This is a genomic window from Ruegeria atlantica (assembly GCF_013032455.1).
GTDB lineage: Bacteria > Pseudomonadota > Alphaproteobacteria > Rhodobacterales > Rhodobacteraceae > Ruegeria > Ruegeria atlantica_B.
Genome location: NZ_WQCF01000002.1, coordinates 501,223 through 527,957 on the forward strand (window position 1 = coordinate 501,223; position 26,735 = coordinate 527,957).

A 26,735-nucleotide genomic window follows, 5' to 3' on the forward strand; every position below is an offset into this window, starting at 1 on the left:
CTAAGGAATGCTAGGGGCAGCCCGAACGTGATTTACCGGAGTGGAGCACCTGATGGCCGGGGACTATATCGTCAAAGACATTTCGTTGGCCGGGTTCGGCCGCAAGGAACTGGATATCGCGGAAACCGAGATGCCGGGCCTGATGGCATTGCGTGCCGAATATGGTGAAAGCAAGCCTCTGAAAGGCGCCCGCATCGTCGGTTCGCTGCACATGACTATCCAGACAGCTGTTCTGATCGAAACACTGGTTGCGCTGGGCGCAGATGTGCGCTGGGCGTCGTGCAACATCTTCTCGACGCAAGACCACGCGGCGGCAGCGATTGCCGAGGCTGGTGTTCCGGTTTTCGCAATCAAAGGCCAGACTTTGGAAGAGCATTGGGACTATCTGGACAAATCCTTCCTGTTCGAAGACGGCCCCAACATGATCTTGGACGATGGCGGTGACGCGACGCTGTACATCCTGCTGGGCGCACGCGCCGAAGCGGGTGAAGACATCATCCCCGTCCCCGGTTCGGAAGAGGAAGAGGTCATCAAGGCTCAGATCGCCAAACGTATGGCGGCCTCGCCCGGCTGGTTCACCAAGATGCGCGACCAGATTCAGGGCGTGTCCGAGGAAACCACCACCGGCGTGAACCGCCTGTATCAGCTGGTGAAAGACGGCCACCTGCCGTTCCCGGCGATCAACGTGAATGACTCGGTCACCAAGTCGAAATTCGACAACAAATATGGCTGCAAGGAATCGCTGGTCGACGGTATCCGCCGCGCCACCGACACCATGATGGCGGGTAAAGTTGCCGTTGTCTGCGGTTACGGCGACGTGGGCAAAGGCTCGGCTGCATCGCTGCGCGGCGCTGGTGCCCGTGTGAAAGTGACCGAAGTTGACCCGATCTGCGCCCTGCAAGCTGCGATGGACGGGTTTGAGGTCACCCTGCTGGAAGACGAAGTTGCCAGCGCGGATATCTTCATCACCACCACCGGCAACAAGGACGTGATCCGGATCGAGCATATGCGCGCGATGAAGGACATGGCCATCGTCGGCAACATCGGCCATTTTGACAACGAAATTCAGGTGGCCAGCCTGAAGAACCACAAATGGACCAACATCAAGGAACAGGTGGACATGATCGAGATGCCCTCGGGCAATCGCCTGATCCTGCTGTCCGAAGGTCGTCTGCTGAACCTGGGTAACGCCACCGGGCACCCCTCGTTTGTTATGTCGGCATCGTTCACCAACCAAGTTCTGGCGCAGATCGAGCTGTTCACCAAGGGTGACCAGTACGAAAACAAGGTCTACATCCTGCCCAAGCATCTGGATGAGAAAGTAGCCCGCCTGCATCTGGATCGCATCGGCGTGAAGCTGACCAAAATGGACAACGAGCAAGCGGCCTATATCGGTGTTGCGCCGGAAGGCCCGTACAAGCCCGAGCATTACCGCTACTGATTGCTGATCGGGTATGACGAAACGCACAGGACGCCGCCGGATCTTGTATCTGGCGGCGTCTTTCTTTTCGATCATCGTATTTCTATTTCTTGTTGGGTCGGCCGGATATGTGCTGCTGTCGCATCCCAAATCACCGCTGCCCGACCACTGGAACCCTCTGCGTGACCTGTCCGTGACCGCGCCGGTCACGCCGGTCACGTCGTATCAGCTGACCCGTGCCTTGGCGGATGAGGCGCTGTGCCGTGGAACATTGTCAGATGCCGGCGTGACCTTTGATGCCATGGAGGATCTGACCATTGATCCGAACTGTGGCATTGTCGGGCGAGGCTTGTTGTCGGGTTTGACGATAGCCAGGGTCGATCCGGTTGAAACCAGCTGCACCACAACTTTGCGGCTGGCCATGTGGGAGCATCACGTGGTGCAACCTGCCGCGCGGGATGCGTTTGGTTCAGGCGTGGCCAAACTGCGCCATATCGGCAGTTACAATTGTCGTCGGATGCGGACCGCGCAGGGCGAAAACAGCCGGTGGAGCAGTCATGCCCGCGCAGACTCGATCGACATCATTGGTGTAGAGCTGACAGATGGTCGTAATCTGACCTTGCTGGAGGATTGGCAGGGGACAGGGTCAAAAGCCCTATTTCTGCGTCATATCTGGCGCGGGGCCTGTGATTGGTTTCGTGTGGTTCTTAGCCCTGATTTCAACCATTTACATGCTGACCATTTCCACCTGCAGGGTCCCGGTTGGGGTTATTGTCGCTGACCCACTCGTCCAAATGCACAGAAAGTTAGCTAAGGGGGAGAATTTGCAGTTTTTTTTCCTTATGCGAGCAGGGAGAGGAGGTTAGTCTTTCCGGCATAGCTAAACAGTGACACAGAAACGGATTAAGGAGACTGGGGTATGGGAAAACGCGACGAGCTGATTGCCAAATACGCTGATGATCTGAAAAACAAATGCGGAATGGACCCTGATATGGACCTGTTGACCAAGGTCACCATCGGTTGCGGTCCGGCGATCTATGACGCCGACGCGTCGACCGTAGCAGCCACGCAGGACGGTGAACTTGAAACGGTCAAAAACAATTTTCTGATCAAGAAACTGGGTTTGGCGGATGGCCCCGAACTGATGGAAGCGATCAATTCGGTTCTGGAAACCTATGGCATGTCCGAGCGTAACAAATACCGCGCCGTTGTGTATTACATGCTGACCAAGCATTTCGGCAAAGAAGCCGTCTACGCCTAAGCCACACGCTTTCTAATGAAACGCCCGCCTCCCCATCGGCGGGCGTTTTGTATTTGATCCTTATTTTAAAGACTTGGCATTTGAAACGCCTGCCGAAACCCGGCTATGGTCCAAGTATGACCAGGACGGTCAGAACCAGAGATTCCATGCGCGTGTGGTGAGTAGGGAGCACGCGGGGGTAGGGAAGGTTCTGCATCCGTCAGGGCCTTCCCTTTTTTGGACTATCTGCCGGATATGGTCAGTCTGCCAGTGTCTGACCTAAATCGCAGATTACCTGCCATTCCGCTTCGCTTACCGGCTGTACCGACAGGCGAGAGTTTTTTACCAACACCATCTCAGCCAGACGTTCGTCTGACTTGATCTGGTCCAGCGTGACAGGCGTTGAAAATGGGCGCACCGCTTTGATATCCACGCATTCCCAGCGTTCGTCGTCGGTGGTGCTGTCTGGATGGGCCTCGGCGCAAACCTCAACAATGCCGACGATCGCCTTGTCTTTTTGCGAATGGTAAAAGAACCCGCGATCGCCGTTTTGCATCTGACGCATGAAATTGCGCGCCTGATAATTTCGCACGCCGTCCCATTCCTCACCTGCGTCCCCTTTGGCGACCTGCTGATCCCAGCTCCAGGTCGAGGGTTCGGATTTGAACAGCCAATACGCCATCAGCCGATGACCTTTTTCCAGTGGATCAGCTCAACTGATTGGAACAGCCCTGCCTTGGCATAAGGATCATTGTCCGCCCAGCGTTGCGCCGCAGCCATATCCTCGACATCCAGAATGACAAGAGAGCCGATCATGTCATCGCCATTCATCAGCGGACCGGCCTGTGAGACAACTCCGGTTTCCTCGATATAGGCCAAATGGTCGGCGCGGTTGTCCTTGCGGGTTTGCAGGGCGTCGTCCTTGTCCTTGGCGATCAGGGCTATCAGCATATTATTCCTCCTTGAGGGGTCGGTTGAGCAGGGTTTGAATGGCTTGGGCCACACTATAGGTGCCGTGGCTCAGGTCGGCCACTGCGGCGCTGATGGGCATGTCCAGCCCCTCGGCTGCGGCGATCTCGGCCATGGCGCGGGCGGTGGCAACGCCTTCGACGGTGGTATGGGAATCAAACGGGCGATTTTGACCCAAACAAAGGCCAAAACGGTAGTTTCGGGACAATTCAGAAGAACACGTCAGCACCAGATCACCCAACCCTGAAAGCCCCATCAAGGTGTCAGGCCGAGCGCCGCGCATCAATGCAAAGCGTTGCATCTCGGCAAAGCCGCGGGTCATCAGGGCGGCGCGGGCACTGTCGCCCAGCCCTGCACCGATGGCGGCCCCGCAGCCGATGGCCATGACATTCTTCAATGCACCGCCCAGCTCCGCGCCGATCACATCCGTCGTGCGATAAAGGCGCAGATTGGCCGTCGTCAGCTCGGACTGCAGGGTTTTGCTCAGATCGGCGTCTGCGCAGGCTAGGGTCAGCGCTGTGGGCAGGCCTCGCGCAATGTCATCGGCAAAGCTGGGTCCGGTCAGAAGGGCCGGGCGCGCATCCGGGATTGTCTGGCGGATCACCGAAAGCGGTCCCAGGCCCGAGGACAGCTCAATCCCCTTGCAGCAGGCCACCAGCGTTTTCCCGGCCAGAACCGACGCATGTTCGGTCAGGGCCGAACGCAGTTTCTGCATTGGTACGGCCAGCAGCAGCACATCGGCGGTTACAGCATCCTGAATGTCCGCAGTTACCGCAATCCCGTCCGGTAAGGTCACATCCGGTAGGCGCGCGGTGTTTTCGCGGCTGTCCTGCATGTGATGGGCCTGTTCCGCACTACGAGACCACAAAGTCACCGGCCCGTTTCCGGCCAGTGAAATCGCCAGAGCCGTGCCAAACGCACCTGATCCGAGAACCGAAACGCTCATGCTTTGGCCCCTTTCTTACCGCTGCCCAGCATCGCCGGGCTGGTTTGATCCAGAGGCCAGCGGGGGCGGGCGGTCAGATCCAGACCATCCCGTGCCCCGGTGCGAAACCTCTCCATACCGGCATAGGCGATCATCGCGGCGTTGTCGGTGCACAAGTTCAGCGGCGGAGCGGTAAACCTTGCACCTTTTTCGGCGCAAACAGTCTCTAACGCAGCGCGAATAGCCGAATTTGCTGCCACGCCACCAGCGACCGCGATCACCGGGTCTGAGGGGGCTTCTTCTAAATAACGGTCGATAGCCCTGCGCGTTTTTTCGGCCAGTGTGTCCACGATCGCCTGTTGAAACCCTGCACACAGATCGGCGCGGTCCTGACGGGTCAAGCCGCCCTTTTCGGCAACAATCTGATCTCGCATCCGCATCAGTGCGGTCTTGAGCCCCGAGAAGGACAGGTCACATCCGGGCCGGTCCAGCAGTGGGCGCGGAAAGCGGAACCGTTTGGGATCGCCCGACCGCGCCTCGGCCTCAACCGAGGGGCCACCGGGTTGCGGCAGGCCCAGCAGCCGGGCGGTTTTGTCGAAAGCCTCGCCCGGCGCGTCGTCGATGGTGCCGCCTAGGCGGGTGAATTTTTCAGGTCCGTGGGCGATCAGATATTGGCAATGCCCGCCCGAGACCAGCAGCATCAGGTAAGGGAACGCAATGCCATTGGTCAGGCGGGGTGTCAGGGCATGCCCAGCCAGGTGGTTCACTCCGATCAACGGTAGCCCGGTTGCAGCACTTAACCCTTTGGCGCACATGACGCCGGACATGACGCCGCCAATCAAACCCGGCCCGGCAGTTACGGCGATTGCGTCCATATCGGACAGGCTCAGACCTGCGGCCTCCAGCGCTTGAACCACGCATGTATCCAGTTTCTCTGCATGTGCCCGTGCGGCGATCTCGGGGACAACGCCGCCGAAAGCGCTGTGCAATTCGGTTTGGCCATGCACGACTGACGACAAAACTTCGGCCCTCGTGCCATCGGTCTGGCGCACGACGGCTGCTGCTGTGTCATCACAGCTACTTTCCAACCCGAGGACGGTAAGTGTTTGCACCATTGGCCTGATCCGTTACATCATGACTGCCAAGCGGGGTATCACCCTGCGCGGATGCAAACAATCCCAAGGCCGAGGACGCCGACAGTTGTATTTGCTGATGACCCGCCCGCGCGCGGCCTCTGAACGGTTCGTCGCGCAGCTTTCAACCCGCACCAGATCCCGGGTTAAAGTCATCTATTCCCCGATCCTTGAAATCAAACCCTTGCCAATCAGTGTAGATACTGAAGGGGTAAGGGGGCTGATCTTCACGTCGGCAAATGGTGTGAATGCAGCTATTTCAAAGGGATTGCCGCGGGATATTCCTGCCTTTTGTGTTGGTCCGGCGACCACCGGTACCGCCAAAGGTGCTGGCTGGAATGCACAGATGGTCGGTGCAACTGCTGAGGAACTTGTGGCTTATTTGATCAAACATCGACCCGACAGCCCTCTGTTGCATCTGCGCGGAGAGCACAGTCGGGGAAATGTGGCTGCCCGCTTGACCGAGTCGGGGCTGACCGTGCGCGAACAGGCCGTCTACCAACAGCATTTGTTACCACTAACACCCGAAGCTGTCGCAGCCGCCAGGGGCAAAGCAGCCGTTGTTGCGCCCCTGTTTTCTCCCAGGACGGCGCGACATTTTGCCGAAGTTTGGGGCGGGACAGCGCCGTTGTGGTTGGTGGCAATTAGCGAAGCAACGGCCAATTCCCTTTATTCCTTGGACTATGTGCGTTTGCAGATCGCCAAGGAGCCGACCCCAAAGAAAATGCGGAAAGCCGTTAAAAAGCTTGTGAAACATGCGATGCGGGTTGAGGGTGACGAGACCACCGATTAACTTAGAGTGGTCTGTTATTCATGGTATTTTGGATTCGATAAGGGGAATGTTGCGGTGGCTGGTAAGAAGAAATCCGATCAAAAGCCGGTGGAAGACCCCAAGTCGGACGACCTGAAGGATCCTGCAGTAACCTTGGAAGAGTCACCTGTTGAACTGTCTGATCCAAAGGGTGAACCGGCGGAGGGCGAGCTGACCGAGCCCAAAGAGACCGGTATTGACGCGGCCGATCCGGCTGACGAGCTTCTTTCCGAAGCCGAAGCCGAAGCCGAAGCCGAAGCCGAAGCCGAAGCCGAAGCCGAAGCCGAAGCCGAAGCCGAAGCCGAAGCCGCACTAGCGGCAACTTATGAAGATCCTGTCGCGCACGAGGATGAGAGGCGTGGTGGCTTCTTCCCCGCCTTGGTCGGAGGTGCGGTTGCGGCGGCGATCGGGTTTGTGGCAGGTACCGCTGGACTATTCAATTCCGATCAGCCTGATGCGATTGCCGAATTGAGGGCGAACATTCGCACCCAAGCTGGGCAGATTGAGGACCTGACGAAATCCTTGCCCGGCAGTTCGGATGTAGACGGCAAAATCGCTGCTCTGACCGATCAAGTCACACCGCTTAGCGCGGATATGGAAGCGCTGAAATCCAGCCTCGAAGAGTTGACGGCTAAGGTCGACCCACTGGCCAGTCGCCTGAATGAGTTGGAAAACAGCGCAGTGACGCAGGGCGCCTCACCTGATACGACCGCTGCGTTTGAAGCCGAGTTAAAGAAACTGCAAGACTCTTTGGCTGCACAGCGGGCTGAGGTTGAGAAAATGGTTTCAGATGCGCAGGCGCTTGAGGCCAAGGCCGCCGCCGACGCCAAGGCGGCGACCAATGCTGCCGTCCTGTCTCAGATCCACGGGCAATTGGATGCAGGCCAGCCTTATGGGGATCTGATCGCCGAACTGGCAGCAGGTGGCCTGAGCGTGCCTGAGGCCCTTTCAGCCCCAGCAAGCGAAGGTGTCACAACATTGGCCGCGCTGAGAGATGCTTTCCCGCCCGCAGCCCGCGCCGCTTTGGCTGATGCGCGTGACGCGGACAAGGGCACCGGCCTTGTCGCCTTCCTGCAACGTCAGACCGGAGCTCGGTCTGTGACCCCGCAAGAGGGTGACGGTGCCGACGCGATCCTGTCACGGGCGCAGGCAGCTCTGTCCAAAGGCGATGTTTCGGCAGCGCTGGCAGAAGTTAGATCTCTACCTGATGCGGCACAGGCTGCATTGGCCGATTGGGAACAGGCGGCCCAGATACGTGTGGCTGCCGTGGATGCCGCAAATGCGCTGCAATCCAGCGTAAACTCGAACTGAAGGACCTGCCATGCTGTGGTCATTGTTAAAGATCCTCGTTTTTGTAGCGATTATTGGCCTGCTGGCCATGGGCGCCATGTTCCTGATGGAAACCAGCGGCGGTGTGCAGATCACTGCCGCAGGTGTTGAATACACGCTTGGTCCGCTACAATCGGTTATTGCGCTGGGCATCCTTGTGGCTTTGATCTGGCTGTTCTTCAAATTACTGACCCTGTTGATTGCCACGTTGAAATTCCTCAACGGTGACGAAACCGCTCTGTCGCGTTATTTCGACCGCAGTCGCGAAAAACGTGGGTATCAGGCGCTGGCCGATGGCCTGATGGCGCTGGCCTCGGGTGAGGGGCGCGTGGCGATGAGTAAGGCCACCAAAGCCGAGAAATTGCTGAACAAGCCTGAGCTGACCAACCTGTTGGTGGCGCAAGCAGCCGAGATGAACGGAGACACCAAGAAAGCATCCGAGACCTACAAGAAACTGGTCACGAACAACGCCACCCGTTTTGTTGGCGTGCGTGGGATCATGAAACAGAAACTGTCCGAAGGTGACGACGACACCGCCCGCAAACTGGCTGAAAAGGCACTGGAGATCAAACCACGTCACGCCGAGACACAGGATATTCTGTTAGGTCTACAGACCAAATCGCAGGATTGGACTGGCGCGCGTTCGACCCTGACGGCCAAGCTGAAAGCTGGCCACCTGCCGCGCGACGTGTTCAAGCGTCGCGATGCGGTGCTGGCCCTGTCCGAGGCCAAGGACATTCTGGATGACAGCGCCACGGTTGAACAGCAGGAGCACGTGATCGAGGCTAATCGTCTGTCGCCCGATCTGGTACCGGCCGCTGCCATGGCTGCGCGCGCCTATATCGAAAAGGGCAAGCCGCGTGCTGCGACCAAGATCCTTAAAAAGGCGTGGGAGGTGCAGCCGCATCCCGATCTGGCCCATGCCTTTGCCGAAATTGCGCCGAATGAAACACCGGCTGAACGGGTCACCCGATTCACGGGGTTGACGCGTATTCACCCGGAAAATCCCGAAACCCGTCTGATCCTGGCCGAACTGAACATCGTGGCTGAAGATTTCCCCGAAGCTCGCCGCGCGCTGGGCGATGTGGTGGAAAAGCAGGCTGATGCGCGGGCCTATACCCTGATGGCCGCGATTGAACGGGGCGAGGGTGCCTCGGACGCTGTTGTTCAGGGCTGGTTGGCCAAGGCGCTGAATGCACCGCGCGGTCCGCAATGGGTGTGCGACAACTGTCACGACATCCAACCCGAATGGGGCCCGGTCTGCCAGAACTGCGGCAGCTTCGATACGCTCAGCTGGCAAACGCCGCAAACACCCGAGATTGCCACCGCAACCGGCGTGCACATGCTGCCGCTGATCGTCGGCGCGCTGGAGGATAAGGCAGAACCCGAGCCTGAACCAGAAGTGGAAGAGCCCGAGGAAAAGGTTGAGCCCGAGATTATCGAGATGGAGGCCGAACCTGTCCGTCCTGACGTCGAACCTGTCCAACCGGACATTGAACCCGTTCGCCCCGATGTCGAGCCGGTAGTCGAAAAACAGGCCTGACCGTTTGATCAGGTTGGTAGGTCAATCAACCTGATCAAGTTGTTTTATTGGCCGTTATTGTGCTGCTCCTCAGCATTCACATAGGTCCAGCGATACTTGGGCGGCGTCGGGCCTTTGTTTCGACCCCCTTGTTGCGTTTGTTCCCAAGCGTGCGCGAGAATGCCGACCGACCGGGACAAGCAAAACAAGCCCCGTGCAAGGGGCGGAGCAAAGCCGAGTTCGGCATAAATAACTGCTGTGGCCCCGTCGATGTTCATTGGAACCGGCTTACCCTTGCGGAATGCCAATTCTGCCTCAATCTTACTCGCGATAGCTCTGAAATGGCCATCACATGCGTTGTGTGCCACCGCTTCGTCGACCAAGCTCATTAAGCGTGGTGCGCGGGGGTCCGTTGGCGTGTGAAACCGATGACCAAACCCTGGCAGAATTTTTCCGTTCAAACCAACCCAGTCGTCCACCGCCACGCCAACACTTGAAGGGTGCGAATTGACGAAATGGTAGAGCGTGACGGCTTGCTCACCTGCGCCGCCATGGATGTCACCCAGCATATTCACGGCACTGGCCATGGCGTTGTTCAGAGGCAATCCACACGTCACCGCCATACGGGCCGTCGCAATTGACGGCGCTTGCGGTCCATGATCCACGGCGGCGACCAGCGCAGCCTCAAACAACTGCAATTGTGCAGGTGATGGCCTGTCACCACGCACCATGAACCAGATCATTTCGGCAAAGCCGAGATTACCAATGAGGTCCTGTATTGGCTCTCCGCGCAGGTCTATGCGTCCTGGTTCCATGTCGATGATGGCTGTTTTCCACCAGTCGGCGACATCGTTCATATCACACCCTCCTTCTTCAACGCGCCGATCTCTGCACTGGACAAGCCAAGTTCCGACCAGATCACAGAGTTGTCTGCGCCAAGATCGGGTGGAGGGTATTGAGGCATCCTGCGCTGTCCGTCCATCACGACGGGGCTGCCGGCCAATTTCATTTCTTCACCGTGCACGGACAGGCACCCAATCAATCCACGGCCAGCGAGCTGGTCGTCCGATAGGGCTTCGGGCACAGTCAAGACCTGCCCGGTCGGAACGCCCAACGCATTCAGTTCGTTGACCCATTCAGTGGCCGAACGCGTGCGCAAAGTCTCTTCCAGATCTTTTCGCAGAGAATGGCGGTTCCTTTTGCGGTCTTCGCGCGTCGCATAGTCGGGGTTTTGCAGCAAATCCTCTCGACCGAGATGTCGGGCGAGTGCCTGCCATTGCTCATCGCGGTTTGCGGCAATATTGATCGGGTAATCTGTGGTGGCAAATGTGCCCGACGGCGCGGATGTCGTGTTTTCGTTGCCATGTGCGCCGGGGGTGACGCCGCCGATCAGATAGTTCGAAACCACCCAGCCCATTGTCGAAATCACCGCTTCGGACATAGCGATGTCCAAAAACGCGCCGCGAGGGTTGGCGTTCAGGGCCGCGCTGATGGCGAAAGCCGCTGTTAACCCACCGACAGTGTCGGCCAACGGGTAGCCAACGCGATATGGGGCTGTATCAGGCGCACCTGTGATCGACATGACACCGCTGAGGCCCTGAACGATCTGATCATAGGCCGGGTCTTTTCGGCGCGGCCCGTCCTGACCAAAACCGCTGATGGCGCAGTAGATCAGATTGGCGTTTTCAGTGCGCAAGGTTTCATAGCCCAACCCGAGACGGTTCATGACGCCAGGTCGGAAGTTCTCGACCAAAACATCCGCGGTTTGCACCAACCGTTTCAGCAGCTCTTTGCCTTTTGCAGATTTCATGTCCAAGGTAACTGATTTCTTGTCCGCGTTTTGGGCGAGAAAGCTGATACCCATTCCGGCCTTGTTGCGCCCGGGGTCAGCCCCCAATACGCGAGCAAGGTCGCCGCCCTGAGGGCGTTCGACCTTGATCACTTCGGCTCCCATCAGTGCAAGTTGATAGCAGCAATACGGGCCTGCCAGAACGTTTGTCAGGTCCAGAACCCGTATTCCCGCAAGGGGCTCAGTCGCCATCTGCGACCCCGGCTGCCCGCGCCCGCGCCCGACGAGCCCGATAGCTGGGCAACAGCACCAACAGGGCCGCAATCACCAATAGACCCAGCGTCATGGGACGTTCCCAGATGAACGCGATTCCGTCATAAAGCTGCATGGACCGGGCAAAGTTGTCCTCCATCATGCCGCCAAGGATGAACCCGATCAGCAGTGGGGCCAGTGGATAGTCGGCAAACTTCAAAGCCGTCGCGCAGACGCCGAACCCAACCAGGATCAGCAATTCGGTGGCGTTGTTCTGCCCGATATAGGCCCCCATTAGGGTGAAGAACAAAATGAACGGGATCAGAAAGTTGCGCGGAACCGCCAACACTTTGGCAATGTAGGGGATCAGCGGCAGGTTCAGGATCAGAAGGACCAGGTTGCCGATGAACATTGACATGATCACGGCCCAGAAGATCTGAGGTTCGTCCAACATCAGGCGCGGGCCGGGCGTCACGTTCAAGGCAATCAACGCCCCCAGCAGAATTGCCGTTGTTCCCGATCCGGGAATGCCCAAGGTCAGCAGCGGAACGAATGATCCGGTACAGGCTGCGTTGTTTGCTGATTCAGGGGCAGCCAGACCCTTGATCGACCCTTTGCCGAATTCCTCCTGCTCTTCTTTAGGCGCGATGTTGCGTTCGACTGCATAGCCAAGGAAGCTGGCAATCGTTGCACCGGCGCCTGGCAGAACCCCGATAAAGAATCCCTGCACCGATTGCCGTCCGATCACCGGAGCGATGGCTTTGGCTTCATCCTTGGTGATACGTAGATCTTTGATTTTACCGTCGTCGCCCTTCAGGTCCTTTGGCTTGAGAACCAGAAACAGCGCTTCGGGTAGGGCGAACATGGCCATGGCCAGCGTGATAAATCCAAAGCCCGATTGCAGGTCCATAATCCCCATTGTGAACCGAGGCAGGTTGAACAGTGCGCCTTCGCCAACGGTTGCCATGATCAGACCAAGAACCGTCATGATGATGGCCTTGGCCACCTGTCCGCTTCCTGCAAACGCGGCGATGGCTGAAAGGCCCACCACCATCAGAGCGAAATACTCGGCCGAATGGAACAACAGTGCGACCGAAGACAGGGCAGGGGCAAACACCATCAGCAGCACAGCGCCCAGCGTACCGCCAGCGAAACTGGCAATCGCAGCGATTGTCAGCGCTTTGCCGGCTTTGCCTTGTCGGGCCATTGGGTAGCCGTCGAAACTTGAGGCGACTGTGCCCGCGACCCCCGGCGCGTTCAGCAAGATCGATGACGTCGAGCCGCCAAAGATTGCGCCATAATAGACACCGGCCAACAGGATCAGTGCCGCCGATGGGTCGCCCATCGAGATGGCGACCGGGATCATGATGGCAATGATCGACATCGGCCCAAGGCCCGGTAGCATGCCGATAAACGTGCCGATCAGACATCCTGCGATGACCATCAGAAGGTTTTGGATTGAGAATGCCGTTTGCAGGCCGATCAGAAGTCCTTCAAGCATGTCAGCCTCCGAAAATGCCCGGCAGGGGGCGCATGTAGATGCCAAGAACTTCCTGAACCAGATACCAGACGGTGCCTGTTGCGATGAACGCTACGGGCAGCATGATGTGCCACCTGCGCTCACCCAGAATGAAGGATCCGAGGATCAGGAAAGCAGAGGTTGATATCAGGAACCCCACAGGGCGCAAACACAGGGCGTATATGACCATCAGCGCCAGCAGCATCAGTGCCTGATCCAAGTGATAGTCTCCCAGGCGTCGATAATCGATATCGGCCTCTTTCGGCTCGGACTTTTCAAAACCCAGCAGGATGATCGTTGTCGTGATTATAGCCAATACAGACAACACTTTGGGGAAGGTGCTTGGCCAGATGGGGTTTCGTTGCATGAAAGGGGGAAGACTACCATCCATAGTGAACCATGCGGCGTAGCCATAAAGTAAACTTACACCCAGAAGAACGAGTGCGATCCAGCGATCCAGCGCCATGTGACCCCCTCCTTATTCGTTGACGTTAGGGATGGCAGAGCGGCGCACCGCTCTGCCAAATCTATTTTTAAAGGAAACCCAGCTTTTTCATCAGATCGCCGATCTGTTGTTCCTGCTGCTCAAGGAACGACTGGAAATCATCACCCGAGTTGTGGATGTTCACCCACCCATTACGGGCGCGAACTTCTTCCCATTCCGGCGTGTCATACATCTTGGCAATTGCGTCTTGGTAAGCCACCAACTTGTCTTCCGGCAGGCCGGGGGCCGCGAAGAAGCCGCGCCAGTTCACAAAGGATGTGTCGATGCCCTGTTCCTTCATGGTCATTGCATCGGGTGCTGCGTCAACACGTTCGTCGGCGGTTACACCGATGATCTTGACCTCGCCCGCATTCGCCAGATCGACGGCTTCCGAGAAACCGGTCGACAGGGCTGCGATCTCACCCGACAGCAGGGCTGCCATGGCTTTGCCGCCTGCGTCATAGGGGATGTATTTCACGGCCAGAGCGTCTTTACCGGCCGCTTCCATCACCATTGCGGCAACCAGATGGTCCATGCCGCCTGGCACCGAACCACCGCCGATGGCCGTGCCCGAAGGATCGGCATCAAACGCGGCGAGCAAATCTTCCATCGAGTTGATCGGGCTGTCCTTGCCCACGACAATCGCAGCATAGTCACCAATAGTGCCCGAAACCAGTGTCAGATCGCGGAAATTATGCGGAAACACACCGGTCAGTGAGCGGATCACGATAGGTGTCGAATTCACCATCAGCGTGCCGTGGTTACTGTCTGCATTTTCGATCAGGAAACCGATGGCTTTACCGCCGCCGCCGCCTGACATGTTTTCGTAAGACGCAGTACCCACGAGGCCCGCTTTGGTCAGTGCTTCGCCCGTGCCGCGGGCTGTGCCGTCCCAACCGCCGCCAGCACCGCCGGGGATCAGAAAGTGAATGCTATCGACCACCTGATCGGCCCAAGTTGGGCCAGTCAGGCCAATTGCGGTCACAGCTGCGATCAGGGCGCGTCGGCCCAGTTTGAATGTCGTCATGTTTTCCTCCCGTTTGACATCCAGCCGCATGGCGGCTCAGACTGGGCTAAACAAAAACACACCAACCTGACATCAACCTGTCACGCGGCAAAATTCTGTTAGGGCCTAATGAAATTTCTGCTTGTCGAAGACAATATTGACCTCGCGAATGCGGTCAGTTCCCGAATGCGGCTGGATGGCCATGTTATTGATCACGCAGCGAATTTGGACGATGCGACCGCTTACGTAGAAACCGAGGAATATGACCTGATCCTTTTGGATATCATGCTGCCAGATGGGGATGGCCGAGACTTTCTGAAACGCCACCGGGCAGGCCATTTGGACACGCCCGTGATCATTTTGACCGCCCGTAGTCAGGTTTCGGACCGAATCGGTTCGCTTGATCTGGGGGCCGACGACTACGTGACCAAACCTTTCGACCACGCCGAGCTTGAGGCGCGCTGCCGCGCTGTGCTGCGCCGAAAATCAGGCATCACGAAATCGACAATCGAGATGGGCGGCGTGGTGTTTGATCCGGTCGCTGGCCATTTAACGGTTGGTGGGGAAACCGTATCTTTGCGAAACCGTGAACTGCGCTTGATGGAGCTGTTCATAAACGCCCCCGGTCACGTATTTTCGAAACAGAAACTGGCAGACAGATTGTTCTCTTATGACGACAACGTGTCGGACAATGCTATCGAGGTCTATGTCGGTCGCTTGCGCAGGCACCTTGAAAAGTCAGAGCTGAAAATAACCACTTTGCGCGGTCTGGGATACAGGTTGGATCATGACCGATAATCCGACCGTTTCTGGATCTTTGCGGAACAGGCTTGTGCTGACATTGATCGGCGGCGCGGCGGTTCTTGCAGTTCTTCTGTTTTTCGCGGTTCGAAACTATGCGGCCCAAGTCGCCCAGCAAGGTCAGGACAACATTCTGGAGGCGTCAGTCGCATCCATCCTTGATGCTGCCGCGCTCAGGGATGGGGTGCTTGAGGTGGATATTCCCTATGCGGCGTTCTCGATGCTAAGCACCCCGTCGGATGACCGGGTGTTCTATGCCATCTTTCAGGATGGAGAGTTTCTGTCGGGGTATGAAGACCTGCGCTTGGCCGGAGGGGCAGAAGAGAGCGATTGGTCCTTCAAATCCGGTGAATTGCGCGGGGAACGTATCCGACAGGTCAGCGCCAGCCGCACGCTGGTCGGCTTGGGCAGGCAAACGGAAATTGAGGTCGTGCTGGGCCAGACACAGGACGCCCTATCACAAACGCTGGATCAAATTTCGCGAAATGCCGCCCTATTGGGATTGGGCTTCTTTCTTCTTACAGCGGCACTTTCCTTTTGGGTTACCTCGACGACCATCGGGCAGCTCAACAAACTGACGACGTCGGTGACGCGAAGGGGCCCTCAAGATCTAAGCCCCTTCAAGAAACCGGTCCCTCGGGAAATGGCACCATTGGTGACGTCTTTGAATTCACTGATGGGCCGTTTGGATCAATCGCTCAGCCAGTCCGAGGACTTTATTGCCGAGGCAGCCCACCGGGTGCGAACGCCGCTCGCAACCGTCAGATCATATGCCGAGGCAACGCTCCACCGGGTTGAGCGAAAAGATAACCGCGAGGCCCTGCGTGCCATGGTTCGCGCCATTGACGAAAGCTCTCGCGCTGCGGGGCAGCTTTTGGATCATGCAATGATCACGTCCCGTGCCGATCGCCTTGAACGCGAAGATGTGGATCTGGTCGAATTGATCCGCGAGCTGGTTCAGCGATTAACGCCAATTGCGGAAATGAAGGAGCTGTCACTTTCGCTGACAGGCGACCCCACGGTTCCCTATTCCGGTGATCCAATTCTGATACAAAACGCCGTGCGCAACATGATCGATAATGCGCTGAAATATGCACCATCGGACAGCGCCGTTGAAATAGAGGTCAACGCGAAGCCTGAGGTCAAGGTAAGCGACTCGGGACCGGGCTTCCCTCCTGAAGAAATAGGCCAACTGACGCGACGGTTTGAGCGTGGCAAAAACGCCGTTGGAACGATTGGATCGGGTCTGGGATTGACCATCGCCGAGGATGTGGCGACCGCTCATGGCGGCACATTGGTTCTGACAAATCAGCCAAAGGGGGGCGCATGCGTTATCTTATCGCTCTAGTCCTGCTCGTGTTGCCCGGCTTGGGATTGGCCGAAGATTGGGAAGATCGCCTGATCTTTAACGAAGGTGCCGATGGGCCTCGTCTCCGGGTTATTTCAAGTACGGATACGGTTTTGTTTGCACCGTTGATAGAGGGTTTTGTCGCCCAAAACCCCCTTATTAGTATCGAATACCTTGTCTCTAGCACCGCCGATATCAACGAGCGTGTTCGCGCCACGCCCGACGCTTTCGATGTTGTTGTCTCCAGTGCAATGGATCTGCAACTGAAGCTGGCAAATGATGGCTTTGCATTGCCTTTGGATGATATTGAAACACCGTCCTGGGCGCAGTGGCACCAAAGCTTGTTCTCGTTTACGACGGAACCTGCAGCCATCGTAATAAATCGCACTGCGTTTGAAGGTCAGCAACTTCCTCTGACACGCCAAGGGTTGATCGAAACGCTGCGTGAACGCCCCGAAGAATTTCGCGGCAAAGTAGGAACCTATGACGTCCGCGAGTCCGGCCTCGGTTATCTTTTCGCGACACAGGATGCTCGTGCTTCCGAAACATACTGGCGCTTGATGGAAGTTATGGGCGGTTTGGATGTTCGGTTGTATTGCTGTTCGGGCGAAATGATAAACGATCTTGCCGACGGGACGCTTTTGGTCGCTTACAATGTCCTTGGCAGCTACGCCGCAGTCCGCACAGAGGGTAAGGATACCCTAGAGGTTATTCTACCAACTGATTTTCAAACCATCATGATGCGGACAGCTTTGGTTTCACATGCAACGCAGGAACCGGATGCGGCCGGGGCATTCGTCCGCTACCTGATCGCAGAGAAACCAGCATCGCAAGATATTCAGTCTTCGCTGCCGCCGCTTTCGTCTGAGGACAGTTCAGCGGATCGAGAGGCGATCGGATTGAACCCGGCTTTGCTGACATTTTTAGATGACCTGAAGCGCAGAAAATTCCTGTCTGCATGGGAAGATGCAGTAATCCAGTAGTTGTCGGGTCCTTTATTGAATAGGAGGGCCGACCTTTTCGAGCGGCTCGCTCATTGCGCCCGATGCGAATTGGCATGCTATGTAACGCGACCCGAGCTTCCAGGGTGGCTAGCTGCAGAAAGGCTGTTACGTTAACGGCGAAACTTATCATTTAGGGTGTGGTTTCGGTATATGTGGGAAAGGTCCAATCAACAGCGGGGTTGGATATCCATGCGATTGACCCACATGAGATTACAGTGTTGATTTTGTCGAAGATTGTGCTGTGGCGAAACACCGACAAGGCGAGGGAGGCGTCTGGTGAGAAACGTGCTTAACCGGCTGCGCGCCTCGGAAAAATCGTTGAAGAGGCGATTGAGGTTGCGTTTCTTGTTTACCCAAGATGCTGTTTAAAAAAGGGAAATTGGATGGAACTTAGTGACGAAATTCGCATCGCGGCACCGCGGGACGTGGTGTATCGGGCCCTGAACAACCCCGAGATTCTGCAAGAGTGCATCCCGGGTTGCGAGGAGCTGATCCAAAAGTCACCCGAGGAGCTCGAGGCGAAAGTTGTCCTGAAAATCGGCCCAGTCAAAGCAAAGTTCGCGGGTGAGGTGACTTTGGACAATACAAATGCGCCTGGCGGATTTTCACTGTCCGGCGAGGGGAAGGGAGGAGCGGCAGGTTTTGCCAAAGGTGGCGCAGATGTGACGCTGACCGAGGACGGAGATGAGACGGTTCTGGCCTATGCTGCGAAGGTCGAGGTTGGGGGCAAGATTGCCCAATTGGGTAGCCGCTTAATTTCGGGAACAGCCAAGAAATTGTCAGGCAAGTTCTTCACCCGGTTCGGTGAGATCGTATCGGAACAGTCGGTGTCCTGACACTCACTGAAGGCCGAGTGCTACAACCGGATGACTGATCCTTGTGTAGTTCACTTGAGGGCAGGCCCAACCGACGCACCCATCATGAGGGTTGCGTGCGGAATATTAGGGCAGAACGGGCAATCAACTTGCCTGAACCACCTGATTTGCCCCCGGTTCCGGCAGTAATTTTAGGGTTATGACCAGGGCGACAATGGATATTATAATCCCGCCGAACACATCAACCAGGTGGTGCCCGCCATGAGACAGAATTGCTGGTATCATCAGGATGTTTAGTGCCATTACCGGATAGAAAATAATCAAGCCGCGGCTGAACCATACTGCAAGCGCCGCCATAACCGTGTGAAACGAAGGAAGGGCTATTAGCCCGAGGGTATGTGAGAAGGAGATAATAGCACTGCCTTCGTCAGCCAGTCGTAAAATCTCCCTTCCATAGTCGTTCGTGACAACAAGGTTAATTTTTTCTGAAACGCCTGCAGGGATTGTCTGATAAGCTGCGGGACCAAAACTTGGGAACAAAACCCAGATACCGACTGTCATGAGCCCTGCGGCCATACCCGCGACAATAAATCGATAGAGTTGCAGGTGATTTTGCGAGAAGGCCAGAATGACAATCAGCCCAAACATTTGCACGACAGAAGTATGATAAACCCATGCCAAGGCGCGACCGAACTCCGGATAATCTGCAAGTGCGACAACGAAAGATTTCCAATGGTAGCCAAAAAAAGCGTCAACGCGTATTAGAAACGGATCGACAATTGGCCGAGATACCGGAAGAAAAAGATAATTCAAAAAAATGGTGCTGTTGGTGAACCCAACGAACAATCCGGTACCAATCAGGACCAACGCGATTCCTTCGTTGCGATCCAGCTTTCTGTACAAAAGGCCAAATCCGCCGATACCCAAGGCCGCGCCGGTGCGAAAGGCTAATTCTCCCCAGGCTACTGATTGTTGCCAGAATGCGGCAAGAGCGACAAACAGCGACAGAATCGCTACACAAACAAAAAATGAAGCAACTTCAGGTGGTTGGAGAAGCGTGCGGCTTTTATGATCAATCATCCAGCAACAATATAACGATACAATTACAAGACACTTTGTGCCGGTCCATTTTTCAGATGGTAGTGGTTAACTACTCTGCCTCCAAGCAATTTTGCAGGCGGTGCCGATGAATGGGTTTCGAGTGTGGTATTGGCGTGGTTCCAGTTGGACTCTGCGTCGGAAACAAGCTTGGCACGGTTTCTAATTTCAGGCGGGAGTTATGTTTCTTTGATTGTTTTTTCCGTCCGTCTAGACGCCGAAGAGGAGCAACACGGTGAATTACAGCGTTGTTCTTGATTGGGTTTTCCCGGAGTTTGGGTTTTAACTCATTCCCGAGCGGATTTTTCGCATAACAGGCGGTTTGGCCGATTGACGAAGGTTCAAAGGTTGTATTCGGGGGTGGTCCGAAAAGGATCATTTAAGCGCAACGGCTAATAAGTATTTGTTTATTTCGGAAATTTGGTGCCCAGGAGATGCATTGAGACCTTGCACCAACATACCCCACGGCATTCCACATTTTTAGGAAAAGGAAAACAATTTAAAACCTTATCTATTCCATCGCGTGTCAGAGTGTAGCAGGATGTCCTAAACAAAAAGGTGGACAAAAGGGTGGACGAATGAGGAGACCAATCCACAAACTGTCTGCTGCTGCAGTAAAAGCAGCAGGTCCCGGCAAATATTGCGACGGCGCCGGGTTGTGGCTATACAAGCGGCAAGATGGTGGCGGTCAATGGTTTCTCAGGATCTCAGTTCATGGGCGCAGGCGTGAGATGGGCCTCGGGTCCGCCACCGCAGTCTCGCTTAAAGAAGCACGACAGCAGGCAGAACATTGGCGTGCCCTTGCGCGTCAGGGCATCGACCCTATCAAAGAGCGCGAGAAACAGCGCCGCGAAGCAGAGCGCAACCTGTACTGTCTAACTGAAGTCGCTCTGGACGCATATGAGAGCCGCAAAGCCGAATTGAAAAACGATGGTAAGGCTGGACGGTGGTTTTCTCCCCTTCGACTGCACGTATTACCAAAACTGGGCAAGGTCCCTGTATCAGAAATCGATCAGATCGACATTCGGGATACTCTGAGGCCTATCTGGCATTCCAAGGGAGAGACGGCGCGTAAAGCCATAAATCGCCTAGGCATCGTCCTCAAACACGCCGCTGCCCTTGGGTTAGACGTGGATTTGCAGGCCACAGAGAAAGCAAAGGCTCTGCTCGGGAGGTCCAGACACAGGCCTCAGCATATTGCTGCCATGCCGTGGAACGAAGTTCCCGAATTTTACAGAACATTGGAAGAGCCGACGACGACCAATCTCGCTTTGAGAATGCTGATCCTGACAGCGGTTCGATCCGGCCCAATTAGATTCATGCGGTTCGATCAAATTCAAGACGGTGTTTGGACTATTCCGGCGGATCAAATGAAGGGGCGGTTAGGTCAAACCTCTGATTTCCGCGTCCCACTATCCAGCGAGGCCGTGAGCGTGGTCGATCTTGCAAAGCCATTTAATCGGGATGGATTTCTCTTCCCCGGCCTTCGCAAGGGAGTGATTTCGGACATGACGATGGGTCATCAAATGCGCAAGGTGGGTTTGCCATACAGGCCACATGGGTTCCGGTCCAGCTTTCGGGATTGGGTAGCAGACCGGACCAACACACCCTACGAAATTGCGGAGACCTGTCTTGCTCATTCGGTGGGAGGTCAGATTGAACGAGCCTATCGGCGGACAGATTATTTAGAGCAGCGACGCGTGATCATGGAGACGTGGGCGGACCATGTGACGGCTAAGAAGAAGAGCACATTTGATGGCTTCTGAATCAATTTTAAGAGAACAGGCGATCAACCTGAATGAAAAACCTGCGGTGCTCCTATTGGAGTTCAAGAAGGCCATCATCCGTGGCGATCCGACAGCTATATACCAAGCAATTCTTCTTTGCAGTGAACACCAGATAGCACTGCCGGAATGGCTGGCAGATCACCTTCTAAAGCTAACCGCGGACTATCATCTAGGCAAAAAGCCGAGTTGGAAAGGAGCAGGTAAACGCCCATTGATCGTCATCAGACGCCGAATTGAAAACGAAGTAAGGCGCAGAGCTGTGATCGCTGTTAGGGCATGGGTTAAGGATAAGCGTAGTTACCAGGCAATGCCGACGGCGTGCATTCGCGCGTGGAACCGACAAGACTACAGACACAGCGAGTTCAACACCGATTATGACGCTCTTGATTTTGCATCGTTAGGTCTTCGAGACATCAAAATTCAGGCTGACGGTCCTTTTTTGAAATGCAGCACACGGACCTTGCGACGAGCTATGGAAGACAAGAACGACAACCACCTTCCCAATTTATCTGGGCGGATTGCTTCTGTTTTTGGCCTAACTGATCCAGATACGCTGTTTGGCTATGACAAACCACTTAAGCCTAGCCTCAAATAGGCTCACCCAACCGGTGAACTTGAGTTCACCTTATAATTCATAACCTTGTGTTGGCGGCAATTGAGGGAACTTAAGTGCATTGCACAGGTGGGGAATAGAGTGGGTGGACGTCAGATCCGTTTGACGTCAGTGAACTTGAGTGCACCACGATTGCAGCCCTAATTTCTTGATTTGGCCCAATCTACTGGCCAAAAAATAGTTAGAAATTGGCGTTTTTGGCCAAAAAATTCACAGCTACTTTGTCTCCATGATCCAAGGAGACCCAAAATGACCCTGACGCCAAACCGCTACATTACCCTTTGCCAGTTGTCTGAAAAGCTCGGGGGCCGGTCCCGTTCCAGCATCTACCGCGATCTGGAAAACGGCCACATCCCGAACCCGATCCGTGTGGGGTCTCGGCTCTACTGGTGCGAGGAAGAGGTAGACGAATTCCTGAAATCGCTGCGCTAAGTTGCTGGAAAGACGTCGAAGCCTGAAACGCATGGGCTAGACCCGATCACCCGAAGGAACGCCAAAATGACCGTCAACTTCTGTTCGAAGGCAAGTAATACCCCGGGTCTGATCAAGGTTTTCGAGCACTATGCACCGCTCTATCCGCAGGAGGCTTGCACCTTTAACAATGACGCCCAAGTGTTGGCAAAAGCGCGACAGAAAGAACAGAAGATGCGTAAACGGTGTGAACTTACGTTCACTGATCCAAAGAAGGGACCGCAGGCGCGATACAACTACTTAAGTTCACTGGCCTGCCTCCAGGCCAAAATGGTCGAAGCCAATAAACGCCGCCCCATTAAAGATCGACTGTCGATTAGCCAGATTTTGGAAACCTCGAAGCTGTACAAAGTCATGATCGAGCTGAACGAACCCGTAGCGGTCAAGGACATCCCCAAAGCTTCCGGCTGTGGTTACAGAACCATCTATGACTTCGGCCCAGTTGCCCGAGGAGCGCAGCTTCTGGCGGTGGAGCTGATCCGGATGGCCTATAGCCCAGCACCGTTTCAATTCAATCACCTGGGCGTCCATGCAACCATCGAAGAGACGCTCCGGCTTATTACAGAAGAGGACTACGCCTATGTGACAGAGCTAGATATCAAAGACCACTATCCAAGCTTTTCCACGGAAGCCCTGGTAGACTGGCTCCCGCTGCCAAAATCGGCAATCATGCAGATCATAGCAGCGTCATCCGCCCAGTGGGTAATACACCCATCCAAAATATCTTCTGGGTATAACACCAATATTATTCATCCTCACCCGCTCGGCATTCCTCCGGGCAGTGCCGCATCGAGCGTTGTTGCCGAGTTCAGCATCAGCAAACTCAAAATGATCAAAGTCGCGAACACCGCTTTGATAAATTACGCTGATAACTTCTTCTTGCTCGGGAAAGACAAAATCAGTCTCGCATACGCACTCGAAGCCCTGCGCCTTGGCATCGCCAAGCTGCCGGGTGGGAAATTCACTACACATCCACAAAAATCCGAACCGAATTTAATCCGACCAGTCACACAGCCATTCAGAATGCTTGGGTGCCATATCGTCAAAACAAGCGATGGTGTCGATGTCTTCCCGACTGAGACAAACCTTGAACGGCTGGAAGGACGTTTAAAAATCGGATTGCAGAGCACCGAAGCAATGCTGATCGAAGCTGAGAAAACTGCCGACAAAAACCTTCGCCTCTCAGCTGTTCAAGACTACCTGCGTTTGAGGAGCTACTTCTGTGCATGGGTCAAGGCGTTTTCGATGTGCCAGGAACTAGGCGTCATTGTGGCTGACATTCACTACACGCTCAATGAATTAGCGAATACCTTCAACATCGGCACAATCGAACTCGAGGCAGCAAAAGATGCCTCTACTCAATGCCACTACTACCCCAACTCAGGTGTTGCGGCGTACTAGCAGGGCGAAGAAGCCTAGCGTTTCAACATCCCAGGTATCGCTCAAAATACGTTTCCCACTTTAGTCTTTCGAAGTCTCGCTAACTGGCCTTCCCCAGTGAACTTGAGTTCACTTTCAATCACGTGCGTCTGCTCTGGCATACCATCTTTAAAGTCAGTGAATTCAAGTTCACCGGAGTCGGAAGATCGAGACAACAGATGCCGAACAGAAATAGCGCACCGCCTTTTTATGTCTTATTTACAATGCGTTATGAAATTTTCGCGAACCTTGGAACATACCATTCAAGGTTTGCACTTCAAGCGCCATCGACAACGATCTGTGTCGCAACCCTCTGTACTGGGCACGTCTAAGACTGAAACATTAAAAATCAATGACTTAGATTGGCCAACACCTGAGTTCACCAACGCTTCAGGGGGGTACCTTTGTTTCTACTGAACGTCGATCACAGCCCGGTAAATATCTCGGATTGACTGCCGTGAAATTGCTCGCGAGAGTGTTGCCATGAAATCTTTTACTAGTACCAATTTTGACCTGCCGCCCGATGCCATTTTAGCAGGTATTGGACTTCTAGATCGCCAATCTCTTTGTAGCCTGATTGCAATCCTAGAAAGCGTCGATCTGCTCAACCTGTTGCGACAAACCACTGATGGTGTTGCAAAGAGCCTGAAACTCTATGACGCTGACGACGCTCAGAGAGTGCGCGCGGCCACTGATGAACTTGATTGCTCACCAATCTCGACACCAACCCTAAGACATCGCCTCTGGTTTAGAATTTCCGAAGGATTGTCGGTCGTTTCTGAGACACCTTATACATTCAAGTCAGCACACAGGTCTTCTGCCGCTTTGGCCGTGCGGACTTCAGAACGCCTTTCACCAGAACTGCGCCAAAGACGCCAGAAAGCTGCACAAATACCGACAACTGGTGGGTTGGTCGAAAAGGCGACTGCGTCAGCAAGTTCGATTGTTGCGTCCGCTCGAAACACTTTTTCGAAGAGTGATCCACTGCCGTTCGCCGAAATCGCATCGGAAGAGTTTTTAGACTTCATCAATGATGAAACCACTTTTGACGAGATTACAAAGCAGACCGACTTGGACACGAGGGAGGCTCTGGAGCGCGCTCGAACAAAGTCTCAGGCGGCTATGGCAAGTGGTGCGGGCTGGGCCGTATTTGCCGGTGTCGTCGCAAATAGCGGGTTTGCTCCTTACATTCTGGCGGCTAAAGCCAGCGCAGTTATCCCACTTGTGAGCGGCCCAGGACTTGTGTCGCTTCTGGCAGTCATAGTTAATCCTGCGACACTCTTGGTCGGCCTGGGTGGTTTAGCCTGGATTGGAGCTGGAAAATCGACCAGCACAGCCCGTAGCCAAGTAGCAGCGAGATTTTGCGCAATGCTGGCTATGCGAGGCAGTCAGGACACCAATCTCGGCGTCCAAAAATTCATCACCGACATGCGTGCCAGCGCAAATGGAAAATCGACCGAATTCCAACATCTCGACAAATCATCACAGCGCCAGATGCGGAAGCGGATCGCGGAAATCGAAAGTACTCTTGGTGGCCCATTGCCTGCTCCCGCCGGAAGCCCCCCGAAGCCTTGGGACGAAAGCATATGCTCTTCTAAGACAAAGACAGATTATGCTGATCTCGTCGATGCGACGGCAGTTGCCACTCTGACTACAGGTGAGCTCCTATGGCACGCAATCGCAATGGATCGAAACGTACTAAGTGCTGCGGACTTTTCTAGGAGTATCAACCTCGGTGACCCGCTATCCTTTGCGGCAAACGCTCATGAGTATGCGATGCGTGGGGCGCAGATATCGTTGCGCGGCTATACTGCCGAACGGCTTGTGCTGGATCAATTGGTTGCAGCAGGACACGATGTTGTGATGCCAGTAAGTAGCAACATGCCAGGCTTTGATTTGCTGGTTGACGGGTGTGAAATTCAAGTCAAATGCGGGGAAACGCTCGGCATACTCGCTGAGCATTTCGAGAAATACCCAGGCATCCCGGTGATCGCCAATAGCGAGCTCGCGCACAAAGCTTGGGAACAAGGCGAAGAATGGGCCAGCCTTGTAACAACCTTACCCGGGTTTGACCTGAGCATTGTCGAAGGAAAGCTAGCGAAAGCACTAGACCACGCTTCTGAACTTGTGGATCTCGATGTTCTGTTTTTTGCCTTCGCTGTTGGGCTGGTTCGCGGCGGAGTGGAGGTTTGGCGCGGCGCAATTCCGCTAGATGACCTCCCGGCTTGGATGCTGATAGACGGAGTTGCACGAGGCGGGCTAGGGTTAGCCGGTAACGCTGGGGGAACCGCGATTGGCTTGCTTGCGATTGGACCTGCAGGAGCATTGGTACTGGGTCCAGTATTTGCATGTGCAGCTCTGATGGGAACTGGAACGGCACGAGACAGTATTTCTAGCTTACTGATGCGCGAATGGCACCAAGAACGCAAACGCTTGGCTCACGAACTTCACGTCTCCCTCCTTGTCGCACTCGACAGGAAAATCAAAGCCCTCTCCAAACGGCACGCGCACCTTCCTTCGAGCACGGCACAGGAAACGAAGGAAGTGACCGTGTGGATACAGCAAAAAGGCTGTGATGATTTGGTGTCAGCAATTGAAGAAAGGGCTGAGGTGTCAGCGCCACCCAGCAACGAGTTTGAGACGCTAACACTGCTTTTGGAAGCGTCCCGTTTGGCACCAACCGACGCAAAGGTTCTAATTGCTCGCGGAAGATTGGAGCGACACTTGCAGTCCCGACCGAGCCTCAATGAAGCAGTTTTCAAGAACCATCTCCCACGCCTTCCAGATATCCCCTTTAATCTATCGAAGAAGAGCTAGCCGAAATTGAGCACTTGAAGCTAGAAACCAAGATCGAAGTGCAGTGAATTTGAGTTCACTTTGGTTTTGACGATACCTTGTTTAGATACTTTGGGAACAACGCAATGCCATTCTATTAAATTTGGGGATAGACTTCCTTTAGAAAGAATTTGTCACCAAGATT

The 26,735-nt window shown here is 55.1% G+C and carries 25 protein-coding genes; 15 read left to right on the forward strand and 10 right to left on the reverse strand.

Annotated features, from left to right (window positions below; all coding sequences use genetic code 11):
* Nucleotides 1-52: 52 nt before the first annotated feature.
* From ahcY to GOW93_RS06520, 3 genes are all read left to right on the forward strand, one after another.
* On the forward strand, nt 53-1,441 hold the full coding sequence (gene ahcY / locus GOW93_RS06510; protein WP_170382396.1) for an adenosylhomocysteinase: 1,389 nt from the start codon (nt 53-55) through the stop codon (nt 1,439-1,441).
* Nucleotides 1,442-1,454: 13 nt separating this feature from the next.
* Nucleotides 1,455-2,201: an extensin-like domain-containing protein gene (locus tag GOW93_RS06515; RefSeq protein WP_170382398.1), complete on the forward strand. Its 747-nt coding sequence runs from the start codon at nt 1,455-1,457 to the stop codon at nt 2,199-2,201.
* Nucleotides 2,202-2,339: 138 nt separating this feature from the next.
* On the forward strand, nt 2,340-2,681 hold the full coding sequence (locus GOW93_RS06520; protein ID WP_170382400.1) for a DUF2853 family protein: 342 nt from the start codon (nt 2,340-2,342) through the stop codon (nt 2,679-2,681).
* A gap of 238 nt (nt 2,682-2,919) precedes the next feature.
* On the opposite strand, the gene GOW93_RS06525 is transcribed toward GOW93_RS06520, so the two are convergent.
* The 4 genes from GOW93_RS06525 to tsaD are packed head-to-tail and all read right to left on the reverse strand — an operon-like array spanning nt 2,920 to nt 5,669.
* Entirely contained in the window at nt 2,920-3,342 is a 423-nt protein-coding gene (locus GOW93_RS06525) for an EVE domain-containing protein (RefSeq protein WP_170382402.1), read from the reverse strand.
* Complete coding sequence (locus GOW93_RS06530; protein WP_170382404.1) at nt 3,342-3,611, reverse strand: YciI family protein; 270 nt, start codon at nt 3,609-3,611, stop codon at nt 3,342-3,344. Before GOW93_RS06530 ends, GOW93_RS06525 begins: the two co-directional genes overlap by 1 nt.
* A gap of 1 nt (nt 3,612) precedes the next feature.
* Complete coding sequence (locus GOW93_RS06535; RefSeq protein WP_170382406.1) at nt 3,613-4,575, reverse strand: NAD(P)H-dependent glycerol-3-phosphate dehydrogenase; 963 nt, start codon at nt 4,573-4,575, stop codon at nt 3,613-3,615.
* Entirely contained in the window at nt 4,572-5,669 is a 1,098-nt protein-coding gene (gene tsaD / locus GOW93_RS06540; RefSeq protein ID WP_170382408.1) for a tRNA (adenosine(37)-N6)-threonylcarbamoyltransferase complex transferase subunit TsaD, read from the reverse strand. Before tsaD ends, GOW93_RS06535 begins: the two co-directional genes overlap by 4 nt.
* Nucleotides 5,670-5,754: 85 nt before the next feature.
* On the opposite strand from tsaD, the gene GOW93_RS06545 reads away from it, so the two are divergent.
* The 3 genes from GOW93_RS06545 to GOW93_RS06555 are packed head-to-tail and all read left to right on the forward strand — an operon-like array spanning nt 5,755 to nt 9,370.
* Nucleotides 5,755-6,480 (forward strand): uroporphyrinogen-III synthase, encoded by a 726-nt coding sequence (locus GOW93_RS06545; protein ID WP_254443474.1) that lies wholly within the window; start codon nt 5,755-5,757, stop codon nt 6,478-6,480.
* Between the two features lie 54 nt (nt 6,481-6,534).
* Nucleotides 6,535-7,809, forward strand: a complete 1,275-nt coding sequence (locus GOW93_RS06550) for a COG4223 family protein (RefSeq protein ID WP_170381827.1) — start codon at nt 6,535-6,537, stop codon at nt 7,807-7,809.
* Between the two features lie 10 nt (nt 7,810-7,819).
* The gene (locus tag GOW93_RS06555; protein ID WP_254443475.1) at nt 7,820-9,370 is read left to right on the forward strand and encodes a heme biosynthesis protein HemY; all 1,551 of its coding nucleotides are present in this window, start codon (nt 7,820-7,822) and stop codon (nt 9,368-9,370) included.
* Between the two features lie 44 nt (nt 9,371-9,414).
* Here GOW93_RS06555 and GOW93_RS06560 read toward each other — a convergent pair whose 3' ends face one another.
* From GOW93_RS06560 to GOW93_RS06580, 5 genes are all read right to left on the reverse strand, one after another.
* Nucleotides 9,415-10,206 carry a citryl-CoA lyase gene (locus GOW93_RS06560; protein ID WP_170382412.1) on the reverse strand — a complete coding sequence of 264 codons (792 nt, stop codon included), beginning with the start codon at nt 10,204-10,206 and terminating at the stop codon, nt 9,415-9,417.
* Nucleotides 10,203-11,390: a CaiB/BaiF CoA transferase family protein gene (locus GOW93_RS06565; RefSeq protein WP_170382414.1), complete on the reverse strand. Its 1,188-nt coding sequence runs from the start codon at nt 11,388-11,390 to the stop codon at nt 10,203-10,205. Before GOW93_RS06565 ends, GOW93_RS06560 begins: the two co-directional genes overlap by 4 nt.
* Entirely contained in the window at nt 11,380-12,891 is a 1,512-nt protein-coding gene (locus GOW93_RS06570; protein WP_170382416.1) for a tripartite tricarboxylate transporter permease, read from the reverse strand. Before GOW93_RS06570 ends, GOW93_RS06565 begins: the two co-directional genes overlap by 11 nt.
* A gap of 1 nt (nt 12,892) precedes the next feature.
* Nucleotides 12,893-13,375 carry a tripartite tricarboxylate transporter TctB family protein gene (locus GOW93_RS06575; protein ID WP_170382418.1) on the reverse strand — a complete coding sequence of 161 codons (483 nt, stop codon included), beginning with the start codon at nt 13,373-13,375 and terminating at the stop codon, nt 12,893-12,895.
* Nucleotides 13,376-13,442: 67 nt separating this feature from the next.
* Nucleotides 13,443-14,420 carry a Bug family tripartite tricarboxylate transporter substrate binding protein gene (locus GOW93_RS06580; RefSeq protein ID WP_170382420.1) on the reverse strand — a complete coding sequence of 326 codons (978 nt, stop codon included), beginning with the start codon at nt 14,418-14,420 and terminating at the stop codon, nt 13,443-13,445.
* A 108-nt stretch (nt 14,421-14,528) separates the two neighbouring features.
* Here GOW93_RS06580 and GOW93_RS06585 point away from each other — a divergent pair, with 108 nt between their 5' ends.
* From GOW93_RS06585 to GOW93_RS06600, 4 genes are all read left to right on the forward strand, one after another.
* The gene (locus GOW93_RS06585) at nt 14,529-15,197 is read left to right on the forward strand and encodes a response regulator transcription factor (protein WP_170382422.1); all 669 of its coding nucleotides are present in this window, start codon (nt 14,529-14,531) and stop codon (nt 15,195-15,197) included.
* Nucleotides 15,187-16,548, forward strand: a complete 1,362-nt coding sequence (locus GOW93_RS06590; RefSeq protein WP_170382424.1) for a sensor histidine kinase — start codon at nt 15,187-15,189, stop codon at nt 16,546-16,548. The genes GOW93_RS06585 and GOW93_RS06590 overlap by 11 nt, the downstream gene beginning before the upstream one ends.
* Nucleotides 16,527-17,531: an ABC transporter substrate-binding protein gene (locus GOW93_RS06595; protein WP_170382426.1), complete on the forward strand. Its 1,005-nt coding sequence runs from the start codon at nt 16,527-16,529 to the stop codon at nt 17,529-17,531. The genes GOW93_RS06590 and GOW93_RS06595 overlap by 22 nt, the downstream gene beginning before the upstream one ends.
* 404 nt (nt 17,532-17,935) lie before the next feature.
* Nucleotides 17,936-18,388 (forward strand): CoxG family protein, encoded by a 453-nt coding sequence (locus GOW93_RS06600; RefSeq protein ID WP_170382427.1) that lies wholly within the window; start codon nt 17,936-17,938, stop codon nt 18,386-18,388.
* A 123-nt stretch (nt 18,389-18,511) separates the two neighbouring features.
* Here the strand turns inward: GOW93_RS06600 and GOW93_RS06605 are convergent, their stop codons facing one another.
* Complete coding sequence (locus GOW93_RS06605) at nt 18,512-19,447, reverse strand: phosphatase PAP2 family protein (RefSeq protein WP_170382429.1); 936 nt, start codon at nt 19,445-19,447, stop codon at nt 18,512-18,514.
* A 596-nt stretch (nt 19,448-20,043) separates the two neighbouring features.
* On the opposite strand from GOW93_RS06605, the gene GOW93_RS06610 reads away from it, so the two are divergent.
* The 5 genes from GOW93_RS06610 (at nt 20,044) to GOW93_RS06630 (ending at nt 26,572) form a co-directional block, all read left to right on the forward strand.
* Entirely contained in the window at nt 20,044-21,231 is a 1,188-nt protein-coding gene (locus GOW93_RS06610; protein ID WP_170382431.1) for a tyrosine-type recombinase/integrase, read from the forward strand.
* Nucleotides 21,221-21,847, forward strand: coding sequence for a hypothetical protein (locus GOW93_RS06615; RefSeq protein WP_170382433.1), 627 nt, complete (start codon nt 21,221-21,223; stop codon nt 21,845-21,847). The genes GOW93_RS06610 and GOW93_RS06615 overlap by 11 nt, the downstream gene beginning before the upstream one ends.
* Nucleotides 21,848-22,114: 267 nt before the next feature.
* Nucleotides 22,115-22,297, forward strand: coding sequence for a helix-turn-helix transcriptional regulator (locus tag GOW93_RS06620; protein ID WP_170382436.1), 183 nt, complete (start codon nt 22,115-22,117; stop codon nt 22,295-22,297).
* Between the two features lie 66 nt (nt 22,298-22,363).
* Nucleotides 22,364-23,737, forward strand: a complete 1,374-nt coding sequence (locus GOW93_RS06625; RefSeq protein WP_170382438.1) for a hypothetical protein — start codon at nt 22,364-22,366, stop codon at nt 23,735-23,737.
* A 501-nt stretch (nt 23,738-24,238) separates the two neighbouring features.
* A complete protein-coding gene (locus tag GOW93_RS06630; protein WP_170382440.1) occupies nt 24,239-26,572 on the forward strand; it encodes a hypothetical protein in 2,334 nt (777 codons plus the stop codon).
* Nucleotides 26,573-26,735: the final 163 nt, after the last annotated feature.

Coding starts and splice junctions, on each gene's coding strand:
- ahcY (WP_170382396.1), top strand. CDS start 53: ATGGCCGGGGACTATATCGTCAAAGACATTTCGTTGGCCGGGTTCGGC.
- GOW93_RS06515 (WP_170382398.1), top strand. CDS start 1,455: ATGACGAAACGCACAGGACGCCGCCGGATCTTGTATCTGGCGGCGTCT.
- GOW93_RS06520 (WP_170382400.1), top strand. CDS start 2,340: ATGGGAAAACGCGACGAGCTGATTGCCAAATACGCTGATGATCTGAAA.
- GOW93_RS06525 (WP_170382402.1), bottom strand. CDS start 3,342: ATGGCGTATTGGCTGTTCAAATCCGAACCCTCGACCTGGAGCTGGGAT.
- GOW93_RS06530 (WP_170382404.1), bottom strand. CDS start 3,611: ATGCTGATAGCCCTGATCGCCAAGGACAAGGACGACGCCCTGCAAACC.
- GOW93_RS06535 (WP_170382406.1), bottom strand. CDS start 4,575: ATGAGCGTTTCGGTTCTCGGATCAGGTGCGTTTGGCACGGCTCTGGCG.
- tsaD (WP_170382408.1), bottom strand. CDS start 5,669: ATGGTGCAAACACTTACCGTCCTCGGGTTGGAAAGTAGCTGTGATGAC.
- GOW93_RS06555 (WP_254443475.1), top strand. CDS start 7,820: ATGCTGTGGTCATTGTTAAAGATCCTCGTTTTTGTAGCGATTATTGGC.
- GOW93_RS06560 (WP_170382412.1), bottom strand. CDS start 10,206: ATGAACGATGTCGCCGACTGGTGGAAAACAGCCATCATCGACATGGAA.
- GOW93_RS06565 (WP_170382414.1), bottom strand. CDS start 11,390: ATGGCGACTGAGCCCCTTGCGGGAATACGGGTTCTGGACCTGACAAAC.
- GOW93_RS06570 (WP_170382416.1), bottom strand. CDS start 12,891: ATGCTTGAAGGACTTCTGATCGGCCTGCAAACGGCATTCTCAATCCAA.
- GOW93_RS06575 (WP_170382418.1), bottom strand. CDS start 13,375: ATGGCGCTGGATCGCTGGATCGCACTCGTTCTTCTGGGTGTAAGTTTA.
- GOW93_RS06580 (WP_170382420.1), bottom strand. CDS start 14,420: ATGACGACATTCAAACTGGGCCGACGCGCCCTGATCGCAGCTGTGACC.
- GOW93_RS06585 (WP_170382422.1), top strand. CDS start 14,529: ATGAAATTTCTGCTTGTCGAAGACAATATTGACCTCGCGAATGCGGTC.
- GOW93_RS06590 (WP_170382424.1), top strand. CDS start 15,187: ATGACCGATAATCCGACCGTTTCTGGATCTTTGCGGAACAGGCTTGTG.
- GOW93_RS06595 (WP_170382426.1), top strand. CDS start 16,527: ATGCGTTATCTTATCGCTCTAGTCCTGCTCGTGTTGCCCGGCTTGGGA.
- GOW93_RS06600 (WP_170382427.1), top strand. CDS start 17,936: ATGGAACTTAGTGACGAAATTCGCATCGCGGCACCGCGGGACGTGGTG.
- GOW93_RS06605 (WP_170382429.1), bottom strand. CDS start 19,447: ATGATTGATCATAAAAGCCGCACGCTTCTCCAACCACCTGAAGTTGCT.
- GOW93_RS06610 (WP_170382431.1), top strand. CDS start 20,044: ATGAGGAGACCAATCCACAAACTGTCTGCTGCTGCAGTAAAAGCAGCA.
- GOW93_RS06615 (WP_170382433.1), top strand. CDS start 21,221: ATGGCTTCTGAATCAATTTTAAGAGAACAGGCGATCAACCTGAATGAA.
- GOW93_RS06620 (WP_170382436.1), top strand. CDS start 22,115: ATGACCCTGACGCCAAACCGCTACATTACCCTTTGCCAGTTGTCTGAA.
- GOW93_RS06625 (WP_170382438.1), top strand. CDS start 22,364: ATGACCGTCAACTTCTGTTCGAAGGCAAGTAATACCCCGGGTCTGATC.
- GOW93_RS06630 (WP_170382440.1), top strand. CDS start 24,239: ATGAAATCTTTTACTAGTACCAATTTTGACCTGCCGCCCGATGCCATT.